A 14,850-nucleotide genomic window follows, 5' to 3' on the forward strand; every position below is an offset into this window, starting at 1 on the left:
ATCCCCTCCGAGCGATGCAACCGGCGGATCTCCGCCCAGTCCTCCACGTTCAGCACCTCATGATCGTTCACGGGTGGGTCAACATTCACCCGGAACCAGAGGGTCAGTATTCAGCCGGACGCGACACATGGGCCAACCGGGTCTCCTCCGCGGCCCAAACAACCAAGTCTCCACGCCGCGGCTGTCGACCGAGATGCCCATCACCCGGTGGGAAAGGTTGCAATCCATGAGGCGCAAGCATTGCTTTGAAGCGTTCTTCCCATCCAATAGTCTCATTAGTCGTCGAGACCTTGTCATGCGGCAACGTCGTGGAATAATTTGCGGAAACCACTCATAGATTCGACGGACGTCGGCATGCTTGAGTGCGCCGGAACGGACTCCGGCGCACAACAACATGTCCCAGCAGGACAGCACCACATCCCGGTTCAGCGGTGGTAGCGGGGTCCCATCGGGTGAGCGTGCCCACGTCTCGAACGTCCGGTTCAACCATATTTCCCCATGTCGCCTCGGTGCCCAGCATCCTGCCCAGTTCGTCCGCGACCAGTAGGGGAGCATCCGGTCTGTGCTCGCCAGCAGGCTCATCGTGGGTGGATGCTGGATCCGGCGACAACTCGTGCCGCGCAGCCTGGTCTCCAAGATGCTTGTCGAGGTCAGGGATGCGTTCAGCAACTCCGTGCTCAAGCTCGCCGCTGACGTATTTGGTGTTGCCTGCATGCCATGTACACGCCTTCCTTGTTGCCTCGGTGAGGCGATGGACGGCCTCGTCCATGGTTCGGCCGAATCGCCTCACCGGTCGTCGGGGGTGGCCGGGGCGCGTAGTGGCCAGGGCCGCCCGTCCAGGTCGGGCAGCACGAAGCTGTGGTGCCCTTCCAGGCCGAGGTGGGCGCGGATGAACGCCGACAGCCGCGCCACGTCGGCGTCGGGCACCGGGTAGCCGTGTCCACGCAGCACACTCAGGGCGTGGTCGAGGTAGACAGTGTTCCACAGCACCACGCAATTCAATCTCAGGCCCAACGCGGAGAGCTGGTCCTCCCTGCCCTCGTAGTACGCCTTGGCCAGACCAGTGCCGTCCATGGCATATTTCAGCCGGGCGGCGGCCGAAGTGTGGCCTTCACCAAACTCATGGTTCACAGTCCCCGTCCGCGCCTATCGGGCGGCCTCTGTAGGCCTTTTCCGATGTGCTCCGCAATGTGTGGTATCTGGCGGTTTGCGCAATCCATCGGCTATAGCCTGGACGAGCCGAGCTACTCTCTGCAACAACCCTCACGCCCTGCTACCTCGTGCACGGCTGGCGCTGACACCGCTCCGCTCGTTCGGCAGTCTCCACTCCTCGAGAGGATTGAATCGTCTTTTTCCGCCGTCACGCCACGCGGTATTCCCGGCCGTGGTGAGTGCGCGGCGCCAGCTGACCCGAGGGAGCGGCAACGCTAGGGCCCCAACGCAAACGGTCGTCCGCGATAGACCCCGCGCGGCGAGCAGCCGCCGGGCCTCGTCCCAGCATCGCCTGTCACAAAATACACACCGACACAACACATCGAGGCCCTGACTAAGACTCTGTCTCACAGAGATGGGGCTAAACTCAGAAGATCGGTAGTCGTTGCCTCATGTGCCAATGACGTCCGCGCCGCGATCGCCAGTGCAGCCCGCGCCGTGCCGAATCGAACGGATGTCCAAGCATCGGATGAGGATGACGCGCTGCGAACTCCTCGGCGGTAATACTCATGTTGATCATGTATCGAACGTGGCCGCGAAGCACCTCGGTATCAGCGACGCTCCCTAGTTCGCGGAAACCAACGACGCCATGTAGCGCCAAGGAACCGAGGTTGCCAGCATAGACCCAGATGTCACATTTGCGATAGCCGCATGCACCGAACATGTGTGCAAGCAGTACGACGATCGAGTCTGTGGCGTAGCCACATCGCCGAAACATGGGCGCGATGCCAACGGTGTAACTGAATGATCCTGCGTTCGAACCGAGTTCGCAGACACAGAGGGACCCTACTACCATCCGATTGCGCAGAGACTCGATCGCGAAGTGATGATCGCCGCGTAGATCGGCTCCCGACGTCCTGTGCGTTGCCCAGAACTGATGTCCTCCCACTGGTGCCGATGCACCCAATGCTGCCGAGGCCCGGTCGAACCGGACGAACGCCCCATGGTCGGCGGGTTCGATGTTGCGTAACCGGGTCTTCCTTCCGCAAAGAGTTGACATCGAACCGAGGGACGACCCTCGGGAGTTCCGGTACGAAGAGTGCGCGACCATCGAGGCTGATGGTAGCAACGTCGTCCTCGAATCTCATCTGCAGCACATTGCTCACTCGCCACTGGCTGCCGATCTAGTACTCCAGCCGGACTTCGTTTTCATGGTGTGGTGTGGGATCGCTGTTGGTAGTGGCTGGTGCGGGCGTGGTGTTGGTGTCGTCGTCGCCATGTGGACCAGGCCAGTCGATGCCCGATACTGCGGGCGGGGCGGGTGACGAGTACGGCGAAGAGATGTCGGATCTCGTTGCGAGTCAGCGCGATAAGTGTGGTTTTGGCAGGTTGTCCAGCGCTGGCGGGGGTGGTCGGGGGCGGTTCGGTGATAGCGAGGGCGGTGAGGAAGGCGTGGGCCAGCATCGCTAGGATCGTCCAGCGCCGCCACGATGACCATCGGCGGACCTGGTGCTGGTCCAGTCCGCATATAGGCCCTTGGCGGTCTGAAAATTTGCCTCGATCGACCACCTGCGCCCGGTCACGGCCACGAGCGCGCTCAGCGGTACGGGTTCGGGTGCGTAGCAGCGGTAATAGGCCAGTTCGCCGCTGGTTCGGTTGCGGCGAATCAGAAGCCACCGATGCCCGGTCGCCGCGTCGTCGGTGTCGGCGCTGATGCCGATCCAGGCCCAGTCGTACTCTCGTGGACCCTTCGCGCCATCACCAGCCGACAGGGGTTGCCAGCCGCGGCGCGGCACCCGGGCGGCGAGCTCGTCGGCGCGGTAGCGGCCGGTGGCGGTGTTCACGCGCCGGTCGCGGGCCGATGGCCACCACGTATCCGACGCCGCGGTTCTCGAGCGCGCCCCGCAGCGCGGGGTCGGCGCCGTACACCTCATCGCCGGTGACCCAGGCGGCGGCGACTCCCGCGTCGAGAGCGCGCACGATCATCTTGCGCGCCAACGCGGGTTTGGTGGCGAAGCTCACGTCGGCGGGAACTCCGGCCTCGGCGCAGCGGGCGCGGTCGGTGGTCCAAGGCTTCGGCAGGTACAGCTCGGTGTCGAGGAACGCGTGACCGGTCTCGGTGGCGTAACCGAGATCCCGCGACCTGTGAATTCTCGATACGTCCAGCGGTGCCGGTGTATTGGCGCTGCACCCCGACGGTCTTGGTGCCCTTCTTCAGGTCGCCACTCTCGTCGACCACCAGGACCGCCCCGGCGCTGCCGAGATGCTCGAGCACATAGTCGCGCAAGTCATCTCGCAGCCCATCCTCGTCGACCCCCGCTGCCGACAGCAGATGCTGCATCGCATCCGGACTCGTGTCGCCGGCATGCTCGGCCAGTGTCCAACAGTCCTTGTTCGGCAGCTCCGACACCATCCCAGCCAGCTTCTTCGACGCGGTCCGGCGAGTCTCGACCCGGCAGAACCTCGAACCGACACGCATCCTGAGATCCTCGAACTCTGAGGTTGCCCCGGTCTTCCGGACACCGACAGTGAGGCGAGATACTCGCCTCCGAAAGGAGTCTGGATGCCACCAGCACACCCACTGGAGTTCCGTCAGCGCGCGATCGAGTTGGCCCGCAGCAGCGACAGGCCGATCGGTCAGGTCGCGAAGGGCTTGGGGATTTCTGAGTCGTGCTTGCGGAACTGGCTCAAAAGAGCCGACATCGATGAGGGCGCACGTGAAGGCGTGACCAGCACCGAACGCAAGGAGCTGGTCGAGCTGCGGCGCAAGACTCGGCAGCTCGAACTCGAGAACGAGGTGCTCCGTAAGGCGGCGGCCTACTTCGCGCGGGAGAACGTTCTCCCAAAATAGTGTTCCCGGTGGTCGCCGAATTGGCCGAAGCCGGCGTCCCGGTCACGGTGGCGTGCCGTGTGCTGCGGGTGTCGACCTCCGGGTACTACGAATGGAAACATCGCGGTGAGTCCGCGCGTGCCTGCGCCGATCGTGAACTCGCCGCCACGATCGACGATATCCACACCGCTTCACGCGGTACTTATGGTGCTCCGCGGGTGCATGCCGAGCTGCGGCTCGGTCGAGGGATCCGGGTGGGTCGTAAACGCGTGGCCCGGCTGATGCGCAAGGCTGGCCTGACCGGGGTCTTCCGTCGTCGTCGAGGTTGCACGACACGGGATCGGCAGGCCAGTCCACATCCGGACCTGGTCAACCGCCGGTTCGGCGCAGCTGGCCCGGACCGGCTGTGGTGTATATGGATGTGACCCAGCACCGCACCAACCAGGGCTGGGTGTACTGCGCGGTCGTGCTGGATGCTTTCTCCCGCAGGATCGTCGGGTGGTCGATCGCAGATCATCTGCGTGCCAAGTTGGTCTGCGACGCGTTGGACATGGCCAGGTGGCGGCGCCGACCTCCCGCGGGTCGAACGATCGCCCATTCCGACCACGGCGCTCAGGGCGAATTCAACTGGTCGACGCAACATTTCGTTGTTGAAGGGATTGTAGGTGTAGTTCCATCGCCTCGGTCGGCGTGCGCCACCCGAGGACCTTCCGCGGTCGCGTGTTGAGGGTGTATGCGACGGCCGCAAGGTCCTTAGCGGTCCACCGCGACAGGTCGGTGCCCTTAGGAAAAAATTGGCGCAGAAGGCCGTTCGTGTTCTCATTGGTTCCGCGCTGCCATGGACTGTGCGGATCGGCGAAGAAGACCGGGACACCGGTATTCGATGTCAACTCCGCATGGCCGACAACTCCTTACCTCGGTCCCAGGTCAGAGACTTGAGCATCGGCTCGGGGATCTTCCGCAACGCCGCCGAAAGCGCTTTGTTCATCGATGATGCCCCGTAACCGCTCAGCGCGGCACCGTTCTTGACCGGTGCCATCTCCCTCCAGCCGTCCTCGCGGGGCAGGTGGACGAGGACGGTGAACCGGGTGGACCGGTCGACGAGGGTTCCGATCGCCGAGCGATCGGTGCCGATGATGAGATCACCCTCCCAATGGCCCGGGTTCGCGCGGTTCTCGGCTTCGGCCGGCCGGTTGCCGATCAGCACCTCGGGCGTGATGTGGGCCCAGGCGACGCGTTTGGACCGAGCTCGAAGCATGCGCAGTGCCCGGCCGGTTCGCAGAGTCAGGATCAGTTCCCGATCGAGGGCGCCGCGTCCTGCGATGTATAGTGCCTGGTAGATGGCCTCGTGGCTGATCCGCATCGACTTGTCGTCGGGGAAGTCGATCTTCAGTCGGTGCGCGATCTGCTCCGGGCTCCACGCCTGAACCCATTGCCGGTCCGAGCGGTGCGGTTTGTTGCGGCCGGTCCAGGTTCCCGTCGCCGGCCCGGCGGCGGCCCTGCCCTTCGCATCGGTGATCCGCCCCGCTAGGCGCTGCTGTACGTAGTCCCGAAGTTGTTTGTTATCAGCGAGTTTCGCCGTTTTCGGGCGTCTGGCGAACAGTTCGGCTTTCCACTGGGCGACCGAGGCGCGGTAGTCGAGCTTGCCGCTGCGGGTCGCGGCGTTACGCCGCAGCTCACGAGAGATTGTCGACGGGCTGCGACCCAGCGCCCGCGCGATCTGCCGCACACCCTTGCCCTGCACCCTGAGTAGCGCGATCTCCTCACGTTCGGCGAAAGACAGGTAACGGCCGCCTGGCCTGGCCCAGGAATACGGTGACATCCCGCCAGCATCACGGAACCATCGACTGCCCTTGACAGGCGATACCCCCACTGCTACACCAGCTTCCGCTGGAAGCAGGCCCTCGGCGATCTTGTCCCAGAACAGGCGCTCCACCGCCCGCGGCATCCCTGGAGCCCCCGGCGACCGCATCGGCGTTCGTCCGGTGACCTCCCGCATCCAGTCCGACGGCCTTCCCATAACACCCTCCGCGACCTCGGGTGTTGCGTCCACCGGTTGAACCTGAGCAGTACACCAGCTGGGCGTTCGGGCAGCGCATCCGCGCGGCCGGACTGCTCGGCTCGATGGGATCGATCGGGGACTGTTTCGACAACAGCATGGTCGAAAGCTTCTTCGGCACCATGCAATTGGAGTTGCTCGACCAAAAGGCATGGGCCACGCGTCAGGAACTGGCGAACGCGATCTTCGACTACATCGAATCCTTCTACAACCCGACAAGGCGACACTCGAAGATCGGAATGCTCAGCCCCGTAGAGTACGAACGAACCCACACCCCCACTCACACAGCCGCGTGAGCATCACACCCAACCCGTCCGGGAAACAGGGGCAATCTCACTTTGTATTGATGTGTGCCGACGCGGGGGTGTCGCCGATCGAGGCCGAGAAGCGCGCAACCTTGCTCAGTGAGGTCGATCTGACCTCGATAGTGCGAGCGGTTTCTGAACTGTGGTCGAAGCTCGACGACGCGATGACGAACGAGCAAAAGTTCAAACCGTTCCAGTTGGCGTTTCTTCGGTCGACCGGCGCGCCCTGGGCTCAAACGCTGATGCCGCGTGTCCGTAACGGAGACTTCCTTGTCCCTCCGCGCGCACTTACTCAGCTCACCAGAGAGATCTTTGAGAACGCGGCGATCGACTCAGAAGCCGACCCCGCTAGCTCCGAGGTACTGGCACGCCTGATCCTTTCGACCAACAACGAGCAGAACCGGAGCGAATACAGCGACGACGGGCTGGTATCTCCCGAGGTGATACAGCAGATGAGCGCCGACGCTGCTGCCCGCGACGTCGAGCAAACCATCGCCGCTATGCGAGAGCACATGCTTGCAGAGGTATCGAACGCCCTCGCCGACGCCATCCGGCTGCTGGAGGTGCTGCAGGCCAACACCCAGGAGCTGTGGTTCCGGCCCTGGCCGGAGAAGGTGACCCACGCTGATCTAGGGGCCAATCCTGCCGAGGCCTTCGCCAGGGCGAACGGTCTCGAACTGCTCGATCTACTCGCGCTCGGTCAGATCATCGCCAAGCGAGCCAAGACCGGACAGGTCGAATTCTCCCTCGCGGACCTCATCTCTGCAGGCGCGACTGAGAGCGTAGTGTCGTTCTGCATCGAGGACATGTCGCTACCGCCGGCTGAGTATCGAGCGAAGCTCATAGCTGATCACCGGCACGGCCGGACGCCGTGGCAGCGCTACACGATGACTCAGTACCCGTTTCTGCGACTGTCGACCGATACTGTGCTGCTGCTGCGATACCAATGGGGAATCGACCGTTTCTTCGGCTCGCTGCTGTACTGGCCGACTTTCATGGGCCTGCCGAGCCACAAGCGCCGCCAGCCTGTCTCCGGCTCGGCGGCAGAGGCATTCAGCCACGGAATGAACCACGCTTTCGAACGGTCAGTCGGTGATTCCTTGTCGATCATCGTCAAAAGCAGCAGGAAGATGAAGCGCCTCGTTCACGAAGCCGAGCTACAGACGGCCTGGACCGAGAACAAGAGCGCACTGGCGTCTGCGTGCGACTGGGCGATTCCCGCAGGTCAACACTGCTTTGTCATCGATGCCACAAACCACCATCTCGATGCCGCGCTTGTGCAGGGCCTCGGTTCGGTGGAGGACTACGCCGCCGACATCATCCAGACCTTCTCCGGTGACGACGGAAAGTTCAACCAGGTAGCCAAAACGATCCGCAAGCTCTACACCAGCGGATCCGCCTTCGGGGTCTCCAAATCCGCAGTCTTCGTGCCGTTGGTCATAGTTCCTGACGGCGGAGTACCAAATCTGGACACCACCGATCTGGACCTACAGCTGCGCCGCCGTCCACATCTCGAAGAATTCGATGGCAGGATCCTTGCCCCCGCTGTGCTGACCTTGCCGGATCTGCAATTCCTGGAAGGGATCGGGGAAAATCCTTACCTTCCCTTCGACGTCGCAGACATCCTCGTCGCATGGCGTCGGGCATGCATGGCGAGGCGCTGGCCGATCCACCTCCACGAGTACCTCGGTGGTCTACCGATACGCCCCGTCCCGCGCCGCATGATCAATGCCCAAAAAGCTCTCGCGCGGACGCTGAATGCGAGAGTCGGTCCTGTTTCGGCGAGCGAGGCGTAGGTACGACGCAAACATTGGGGCGCAAGCCCTTTCCGAGCCCAACCTCCTTGCGCCGCTTTGCCTAGCCATTACATCGGCGGATCACCCCGGCGGAGCAGGTACCAGCGTCTCGACCCGGACGCTGAACGGGTAGCGGCCGGGGCTGTCCGCGAGCACGGATTCCACGAGCGGGGGCGACCGTAAGAAACGTGTCACCAGGTGCATGAGCGCTACGCCAGGGGTGCGGTGCCGCTGATGATGCGGTGGATGGTGGAGCGGCCGACGCTGTATTCCTGGGCGAGGTCGGCCAGGCTCGCATCGTCGTCGGGGTCGTGGTAGCGGCGGTGGATCGTCTTCTGTGCTGCCAGAGGCAGTTTCGGCTGTTTGCCCTTGAGGCGCCCCTTCGCGCGGGCCTTGGCCATGCCCTCGCGGGTGCGTAGGTGGTTGAGGTTGGCCTCGAATTCGGCGACCATGGCGAGGGTTTGCAGAAACAGTTTGCCGAACGGGTCGGCCCAGTCGTAGATCTGACTGCCGAGCCCGAACAGGACATCTCGCTGGCGCAGACTGGTGAGGATCTCGCCGGCCTCGGCCATGTTGCGCGCGAACCGGTCGAACTTCGTGGTGGTCAGTACCACCTGCCGGTCCGTGACCGCTGCGGCGGCGGAGGTGAGCGCGTTGTCGCGGTGTGCAGGTAGGTGTAGCCGACCCGGCCTGTCCCTGCGCCGACGCGCTTGGACGCGAGGGCTTTCGGACCGCCTTTCCCGTGGGCCCACCAGCCGCCGCCCGCGGGGATGCTGCGCTGCGGGGACTCGGAGCCCTTGTCCTATCGGACGCGGTCCTTTTCACGGCGTCGTCGTGCTGTTCGGGTACCACCGCGAACTCGGTCATGGCGGTTGACGTCGACATAGAAGCCCATCCGAGTGACTGAGCCCCCAAGGGGCGCCTTGGCCCCGATCGGGTTTGGATCGGGGCCAGGTGGGTGGTTTGCTCAGCGGAGTTCGGGAATCTCAGCCGAGTTCGGCGAAGAAATTGCGGATGTCGGTAGCGAGCAGGTCGGGGACCTCATAGGCGGCCCAGTGGCCACCCTCGCTGTACTCGTTCCACTGGACGATGTTGGCATGGTCGCGTTCGGCGAGGGCGCGCGGTGGCTTGTAGTCGTAGCCGAAAGAGGCGAGGCCGATGGGGACGGTGGTCGGCTCCGTGGCGTGGGTGCCCTTGGCGTTCTCGTAGTAGAAGCGGGCTGAGGAAGCCGCGGTGTTGGTGAACCAGTAGATCGCGACGTTGATGAGGAGGTCGTCGGGGTCGAGGGCGCCGAGGAGCTGGCTGCTCCAGGTCAGCTGGCCGACCGGGGAATCCGCGAGGCCCGCAGCAATGGTCTGCGGCTGGGCCCGCTGGCTGAAGTCGTGGATGGAGTGCTCAAGGAACTTCTGGCCGAACTCGATGAACGCCCGGTCCTGCTCGCTCAGGTTCGCAAGCTCGTCCGGATCGCCGCTGGGGAAGGCGAAGATCTGGTTGACGTGTACGCCGATCACGTTGTCCGGGGCCAGCCTGCCCATCTCCGGGGTCACGATCGCACCCGCGTCGTTACCGTGCACGCCGTAGCGCTCGTACCCGAGGCGGCGCATCAGCTCGACGTAGGCGGCGGCCATCCGCTCCGGCGTCCAGCCGATATCGCGGGTCGGGCCGGAGAAGGCGTACCCGGGGTAGGACGGGATCACCAGGTGGAACGCGTCGGTGAGCTTGTCGACCAAGCCGAGGTACTCGACGAAGGAGCTCGGCCACCCGTGGGTCAGCATCAGCGGGGTCGCCTCGGGGTTCGCCGAGCGGATGTGCACAAAGTGGATCTGCTGTCCGTCGATCTCGGTGCGGAAGTGCGGGACCGTGTTGAGGTTCTTCTCGACCGCGCGCCAATCAAACTCGTCGCGCCACCGCTGGATCAACGGGCGGACGAACGCGCCCGGCACGCCGTATTCCCAGCCCGGCGGCACCGGGATACCGAGGTCGACCTTGCCCGCGACCTTCTCGGCGGGCAGTTCGTCGGCGAACCGCGCGTGGGTCAGCCGGTAGTTCAGATCGTCGAGGTCGGCCTGGGGGATCTCGATGCGAAAGGGGTGGATCTCGGTCATGGTCTCTCCCTATGATTCGGAACGGAATGATTCGTTCTGTTCTGCAAAGAACTTAGCAGAATGATCAGTTCCGTTTCAACTGTTGCCGCGAAATCGCCGCTACCTGCACAAACCTAGCCACAGCAGGGGGATTTCGCCACTGGGGACTACGCGTCTGTCGGATATGCGTCACGCGCTCATCGAATGCACGCCACTCGGCGCGTGTGCGTTCGTCGGAAGCGGCCCGGCACCGGTCGGGTCGGCGGGCTTCGTGGCATGAAGCCGAGCGGTCAACAGGGTGTTCGACGCACAGAGAATGGATCTCGGGCCAGCCGACGTGGAGTCGGCCATTAACGACCTCACCGTCGACTACGCCGATACGCACAAGGCTCGGCCCACACGCATTCGCGGTGATCAAGGTTGGCGCGAGATCGAGTGGGACAACGGCGCACGACACCGGTACGAGTGGGCGCAGTACGAGATGGACCTGCGCTGCGATGCGTGTCGGAGTCCCGACGCGGATCTCTACATGGTCCACGACGAGTTGCGGAAGAGCTCGGGACTGGAAGGCCACGCGTGCTTCCGCTGCCTGGAGAAGGCGATCGTCCGTCAGCTCGTCCCCTCCGATTTCAAGGATGGCGTGCCCGCTAACACCGACTACGTCCAGCACGGCCCCGAACTCCGACAGCGAATCGGTCTCGCCTGAGGCCAGAAGGTTTCGCCCCCACCCACTGCTGCGACCGCACGTCGACCGGATCGTCCCGGACCCGGTCACCGGGGGACTGTCGGACGTGCCGGTGGAGCGCTTCCATGCCGCATTGCAGGCCGAGGGCTCTACTGAGTTCGACCGACCCACCGCGGGTCGAGTTCGTGCAGGCGGTTGCCGAACAGATCGACTCCCGCGGCAGCGGCAAGCGCGCCAGCGAGGTCGGAAAGGTCGGAGTCGACGCCGAGGGTCATGTGTCCGGCGATGCCGTCGCGGACGAGGGCGACACGATCGGCGGGCTCGCCGAGTTCGCCGAGGATATGAGTGGCGTGCTCGGCGCCGCGGACTGCGAAGCAGCGGTTCGGTTGTGGGTTTTCCAGTTCGATGTCGTGCAGCATCGCCGTGGGGGCCGGGCAGGTCGAAAACGGCGAACGCTCGGTGAAATCAATCGTCTCCTGGCACTCCTCACCACCCCGATCCGGGACTACACCACCGTGCGCCACTGGCCGACGTGGCGGCGAATACATCAACACCGCGCAAAACAGCCTCACTACCAGCGAAGAAAGGCTAAATATCACGAACTGCCGCTGGAGTACTACGTGAGTTGCCCGATCCTGCAGCCCTTATACTCGGTGAACCACAGCTCGCCGTCCGGACCGGTCGTGATGCAGAGCGGCCAACTGTTCGGTGTGGGCAAGGGGGGGTATTCGATGATGGCTTCATTTGGCGAGGTTTTCTCCGCAGGCGGTGTGAGCCGCCCAATCCGATTGCCTAACGCCTCGGTGAACCACAGGTTTCCATCCGGCCCGGCCGTAATATCGCTCGGCCAACTGTTCGGTGTGGGCAAGGTTGGATACTCGGTGATGGCTCCGGCCGGCGTGATTCGGCCGATCCGATTACCTAACGCCTCGGTGAACCATAGGTTTCCATCCGGCCCGGCGGCGATCCCGACCGGCCAGCATTCAGGCGTGAGGCCGGTGGAGTATTCGGTGATGACGCCGGCCGGGGTTATGCGCCCGATCCGGTGGCCCTTGTACTCGGTGAACCATAGGTTTCCATCCGGCCCGACCGTAATATGGAATGGGCGGCTGTCCGGTGCGACGCCGGTGGAGTACTCGGTGATGATTCCCGCAGGGGTGATCCGCCCGATCCGATTGCCTAACGCCTCGGTGAACCATAGGTTCCCATCCGGCCCGGCCGTGATACCAGTTGGGCCGCTGTCCGGTGTGAGGCCGGTGGAGTATTCGGTAACGACCCCGGCCGGGGTGATCCGCCCGATCCGATTACCGTCGTACTCGGTGAACCACAGGTTCCCATCCGGCCCGGCCGTGATACCAGTTGGGCCGCTGTCCGGTGTGAGGCCGGTGGAGTATTCGGTAATGACCCCGGCCGGGGTGATCCGCCCGATCCGATTACCGTCGTACTCGGTGAACCACAGGTTCCCATCCGGTCCAGTGGCAACGCAGACCGGCCAGCTGGGCAACCGAGGGTATTCGGTGATGACTCCAGCCGGGGTGATCCGCCCGATCCGATTACCGTCGTACTCGGTGAACCACAGGTTCCCATCCGGCCCGGCCGCAATACCGAACGGGCCACTGTCGGGCTTGAGGCCAGTGGAGTACTCGGTGATGACTCCAGCCGGGGTGATCCGCCCGATCCGATTACCGAAGAACTCGGTGAACCACAGATTCCCATCCGATCCAACTGTGATATCGCTCGGTCGGCTGCCGGGCGTGAGTCCGGTGGAGTATTCGGTGATTACTCCGGCTGGGGTGATCCGCCCGATCCGATTACCGTCGTACTCGGTGAACCACAAATTCCCATCCGGCCCGGCCACTATACTGGTCGGACCGCTATTTATGTTGGGCAATGGCGGGTATTCGGTGATCACTCCGGTAGGCGTGATCCGCCCGATCCGATTACCGCCGTACTCGGTGAACCACAAATTCCCATCCGGCCCTGACGTAATATCGCATAAAGCGCTGTCCGGGGAAAGATTGTCGGAGTATTCAGTGATGTCCCCGGCCGCGGTTATCCGCCCGATCCGATTACCGTCGCATTCTGTGAACCACAGGTTTTCGTCTGGCCCAGCAGCGATCCCGAGTGGGTAGCTGTCACGGTTAGGCAACTCGGGAAATTCGGTGATGACTCCAGCCGGAGTGATACGCCCAATCCGATTACCGGAAGCATCTGTGAACCACAGGTTTCCATCCGGCCCCGACGTAATACCACCTAAGGCGCTATTCGGGGAAAGATTGTCGGAGTATTCGGTAATGTCCCCGGCCGGGGTGATTCGCCCTATCCGGTTGTAGTCGGTGAACCACATGTTGCCGTCCGGCCCAGCGGCGATGCTCTCTGGGTAGCTGTGGAGGCGGGGGTATTCGGTGACGTTCCCGACGGCAGCTTCCACGCGACCGTCGGCCTTTGGCAAGCTCAGCGGATGACCTTGATGCGGGCGGTGATGGAGGTGGGGTGGCGGCATGGGGTGATCCTTTCGACGTCCTAGGTGGGTCGACACATGTGCGCCGCAGCGGTGCCGACGGATCGAGATGCAGCCGGAGCACAGCTACTGCGCTAACACGTACTCAAGCGGGCCATGGTGGGATTCTCCCTTCATAGCTCACGATCAGAAAGATCTCCGTAATCATTTCGTTCTTGAACCAGTCGATGACCTGCTTACTGTGCGGTAGAGCCAGTTCCCATTCCCCGAAAGGCGGCTGGCCGACCATGGGTGTCCATGCGCCACCGTTGCCGCGTCGGGTGCTGATAAGACCGTTGACGCTCGTTGCAGGTCCGCCAACAGTCGGTTTGCCAGTCGGTGTGAATTTAAGGTAGTGTTTCACCGCGGCCGAATTCTGGTCGACGTGTTCGGACTGCCGGTATTGACGGCTCGCCTTATCGTTGCCCGCCGCCCCTTTACGTCATTGGCCGATGTCAAGGGCGTTCTCGGCCTCTCCGATACCATGTACGTGCGGATCGCGTCGTACACCGGTTGATCCTAAAAGCCTCCCTCAAGCAGGAAGACAAGGCCATCGCGGCGACGATCGACTAGCTTATCGAGCAATCCGCAAGGCCCAGGCAGCAGTAGAGCTGTCCGATGGTGCACCCGATCGGAATCCGGTGCTAACCCGAGAGGTGAACAACGACCGCTGCACAGTCTGTGGTCGCGGCGAGAGTAGACGGCATGGGTAGCGGCGTATGCGAGAGTGCTACGTTCGTCTGATCTTAGATTTATCGAAGTATGTTGTGACAGTTGGTATTCAGGTTGCCAAGCTAAGTTGTTGTTGATGGATCTGGCCGAGGGTCGCACGACACCGCCGAACTAGGGCCCTGTGTCGAAGTGTTTGTCGGGGTGGCACCGCGCAGCGGTGCCACCCCGTTCACCGTTTCGTGGAAGCTGTTGTCGGCGTCGGCGTGTCAGCGTGCAAATTGAGGGAGGTCTCCGGTATTCGGGTCAGCGACCAAGCATGACCTTTGAACACGGAGACCTCGTTGGCCAGCGTAGCGGTGGCGGGGCGAGCGGACCTGACCGATGCCCAATGGGCGCGGTTGGAGCCGTTGCTGCCCCGCAACAAGAAGGCGGGCCGCCCGCCGCAATGGACGAAACGGCAGCTCATCGACGGGATCCGGTGGCGGACCCGGGTCGGGTGCCCGTGGCGGGACGTGCCACCGCAGTACGGGTCCTGGTCGGCGGCCTACGGGTTGTTCCGCCGCTGGCAGCGCGGTGGTGTGTGGCTGGTGATCGTGAAGCTGTTGCAGGTGTTCGCTGATGCCGCCGGGCGGATCGGGTGGCAGGTGAGTGTGGACTCGACAGTCGTGCGAGCACATCAACACGCTGGCGGCGCCCGTCGCGACAGCGACCGTCAGGCCGAACCGCCCGGTGGCTGTGGTGTGCCCGAGCCAGCTGATCATGGCCTG

14 protein-coding genes and 3 pseudogenes are annotated in these 14,850 nt (G+C 63.5%); 7 read left to right on the forward strand and 10 right to left on the reverse strand.

The genetic code is table 11. The features are described 5' to 3' along the window. Positions 1–786 precede the first annotated feature (786 nt). The 4 genes from GVY39_RS33095 to GVY39_RS35495 form a co-directional block, all read right to left on the reverse strand. Positions 787–1,131, reverse strand: a complete 345-nt coding sequence (locus GVY39_RS33095; protein ID WP_159930940.1) for a Tn3 family transposase — start codon at positions 1,129–1,131, stop codon at positions 787–789. A 448-nt stretch (positions 1,132–1,579) separates the two neighbouring features. After that, positions 1,580–2,263, reverse strand: coding sequence for a GNAT family N-acetyltransferase (locus tag GVY39_RS35490; protein ID WP_369412196.1), 684 nt, complete (start codon positions 2,261–2,263; stop codon positions 1,580–1,582). Between the two features lie 647 nt (positions 2,264–2,910). Next, entirely contained in the window at positions 2,911–3,174 is a 264-nt protein-coding gene (locus tag GVY39_RS34910) for a transposase (RefSeq protein ID WP_369412197.1), read from the reverse strand. After that, on the reverse strand, positions 3,083–3,631 hold the full coding sequence (locus GVY39_RS35495) for a transposase (protein ID WP_369412198.1): 549 nt from the start codon (positions 3,629–3,631) through the stop codon (positions 3,083–3,085). The genes GVY39_RS34910 and GVY39_RS35495 overlap by 92 nt, the downstream gene beginning before the upstream one ends. Before the next feature lie 84 nt (positions 3,632–3,715). Between GVY39_RS35495 and GVY39_RS33110 the strand changes: the two genes are divergently transcribed. From GVY39_RS33110 to GVY39_RS35500, 3 genes are read left to right on the forward strand one after another with little or no spacing between them, the layout of a single operon-like run. Continuing rightward, the gene (locus tag GVY39_RS33110) at positions 3,716–4,003 is read left to right on the forward strand and encodes a transposase (protein WP_159930942.1); all 288 of its coding nucleotides are present in this window, start codon (positions 3,716–3,718) and stop codon (positions 4,001–4,003) included. A gap of 8 nt (positions 4,004–4,011) precedes the next feature. Further along, positions 4,012–4,407, forward strand: coding sequence for an IS3 family transposase (locus tag GVY39_RS33115; protein ID WP_159930943.1), 396 nt, complete (start codon positions 4,012–4,014; stop codon positions 4,405–4,407). Beyond that, complete coding sequence (locus tag GVY39_RS35500) at positions 4,398–4,709, forward strand: DDE-type integrase/transposase/recombinase (RefSeq protein ID WP_159930944.1); 312 nt, start codon at positions 4,398–4,400, stop codon at positions 4,707–4,709. The genes GVY39_RS33115 and GVY39_RS35500 overlap by 10 nt, the downstream gene beginning before the upstream one ends. Here GVY39_RS35500 and GVY39_RS33125 read toward each other — a convergent pair. Further along, positions 4,606–5,981, reverse strand: a pseudogene (locus tag GVY39_RS33125) (IS30 family transposase). The gene GVY39_RS35500 and the pseudogene GVY39_RS33125 sit on opposite strands and share 104 nt — an antisense overlap. A gap of 44 nt (positions 5,982–6,025) precedes the next feature. Between GVY39_RS33125 and GVY39_RS33130 the strand changes: the two are divergent. Further along, entirely contained in the window at positions 6,026–6,337 is a 312-nt protein-coding gene (locus GVY39_RS33130) for an IS3 family transposase (protein WP_159930945.1), read from the forward strand. Further along, positions 6,334–8,142 carry a hypothetical protein gene (locus GVY39_RS33135; protein ID WP_159930946.1) on the forward strand — a complete coding sequence of 603 codons (1,809 nt, stop codon included), beginning with the start codon at positions 6,334–6,336 and terminating at the stop codon, positions 8,140–8,142. The genes GVY39_RS33130 and GVY39_RS33135 overlap by 4 nt, the downstream gene beginning before the upstream one ends. Positions 8,143–8,351: 209 nt before the next feature. Here GVY39_RS33135 and GVY39_RS33140 read toward each other — a convergent pair. The 3 genes and pseudogenes from GVY39_RS33140 to GVY39_RS33150 form a co-directional block, all read right to left on the reverse strand. Beyond that, positions 8,352–8,786 (reverse strand): annotated as a pseudogene (locus GVY39_RS33140) (recombinase family protein); the annotation flags it as partial. A gap of 14 nt (positions 8,787–8,800) precedes the next feature. After that, positions 8,801–8,914 (reverse strand): annotated as a pseudogene (locus GVY39_RS33145) (IS481 family transposase); the annotation flags it as partial. Positions 8,915–9,128: 214 nt separating this feature from the next. After that, entirely contained in the window at positions 9,129–10,247 is a 1,119-nt protein-coding gene (locus tag GVY39_RS33150) for an epoxide hydrolase family protein (protein ID WP_159930947.1), read from the reverse strand. A 295-nt stretch (positions 10,248–10,542) separates the two neighbouring features. Between GVY39_RS33150 and GVY39_RS33155 the strand changes: the two genes are divergently transcribed. After that, on the forward strand, positions 10,543–10,932 hold the full coding sequence (locus GVY39_RS33155; protein WP_159930948.1) for a hypothetical protein: 390 nt from the start codon (positions 10,543–10,545) through the stop codon (positions 10,930–10,932). A 128-nt stretch (positions 10,933–11,060) separates the two neighbouring features. Here the strand turns inward: GVY39_RS33155 and GVY39_RS33160 are convergent, their stop codons facing one another. After that, positions 11,061–11,330 carry a hypothetical protein gene (locus GVY39_RS33160; RefSeq protein ID WP_159930949.1) on the reverse strand — a complete coding sequence of 90 codons (270 nt, stop codon included), beginning with the start codon at positions 11,328–11,330 and terminating at the stop codon, positions 11,061–11,063. Positions 11,331–11,527: 197 nt separating this feature from the next. Continuing rightward, on the reverse strand, positions 11,528–13,414 hold the full coding sequence (locus GVY39_RS34180; RefSeq protein WP_201295439.1) for a hypothetical protein: 1,887 nt from the start codon (positions 13,412–13,414) through the stop codon (positions 11,528–11,530). A gap of 1,010 nt (positions 13,415–14,424) precedes the next feature. Here GVY39_RS34180 and GVY39_RS33170 point away from each other — a divergent pair. Next, positions 14,425–14,850 (forward strand): IS5 family transposase (locus GVY39_RS33170; RefSeq protein ID WP_159931050.1); only part of this gene is annotated, 426 nt, incomplete at its 3' end.

Source organism: Nocardia sp. CY15 (assembly GCF_009829295.1).
Taxonomy (GTDB): domain Bacteria; phylum Actinomycetota; class Actinomycetes; order Mycobacteriales; family Mycobacteriaceae; genus Nocardia; species Nocardia sputi.

Excerpts from the sequence above, each read along its gene's own strand:
- GVY39_RS35490 (WP_369412196.1), bottom strand. The coding sequence starts at position 2,263 with ATGGTCGCGCACTCTTCGTACCGGAACTCCCGAGGGTCGTCCCTCGGT.
- GVY39_RS35495 (WP_369412198.1), bottom strand. The coding sequence starts at position 3,631 with ATGCGTGTCGGTTCGAGGTTCTGCCGGGTCGAGACTCGCCGGACCGCG.
- GVY39_RS33110 (WP_159930942.1), top strand. The coding sequence starts at position 3,716 with ATGCCACCAGCACACCCACTGGAGTTCCGTCAGCGCGCGATCGAGTTG.
- GVY39_RS35500 (WP_159930944.1), top strand. The coding sequence starts at position 4,398 with ATGGATGTGACCCAGCACCGCACCAACCAGGGCTGGGTGTACTGCGCG.
- GVY39_RS33150 (WP_159930947.1), bottom strand. The coding sequence starts at position 10,247 with ATGACCGAGATCCACCCCTTTCGCATCGAGATCCCCCAGGCCGACCTC.
- GVY39_RS33155 (WP_159930948.1), top strand. The coding sequence starts at position 10,543 with ATGGATCTCGGGCCAGCCGACGTGGAGTCGGCCATTAACGACCTCACC.
- GVY39_RS33160 (WP_159930949.1), bottom strand. The coding sequence starts at position 11,330 with ATGCTGCACGACATCGAACTGGAAAACCCACAACCGAACCGCTGCTTC.
- GVY39_RS34180 (WP_201295439.1), bottom strand. The coding sequence starts at position 13,414 with ATGCCGCCACCCCACCTCCATCACCGCCCGCATCAAGGTCATCCGCTG.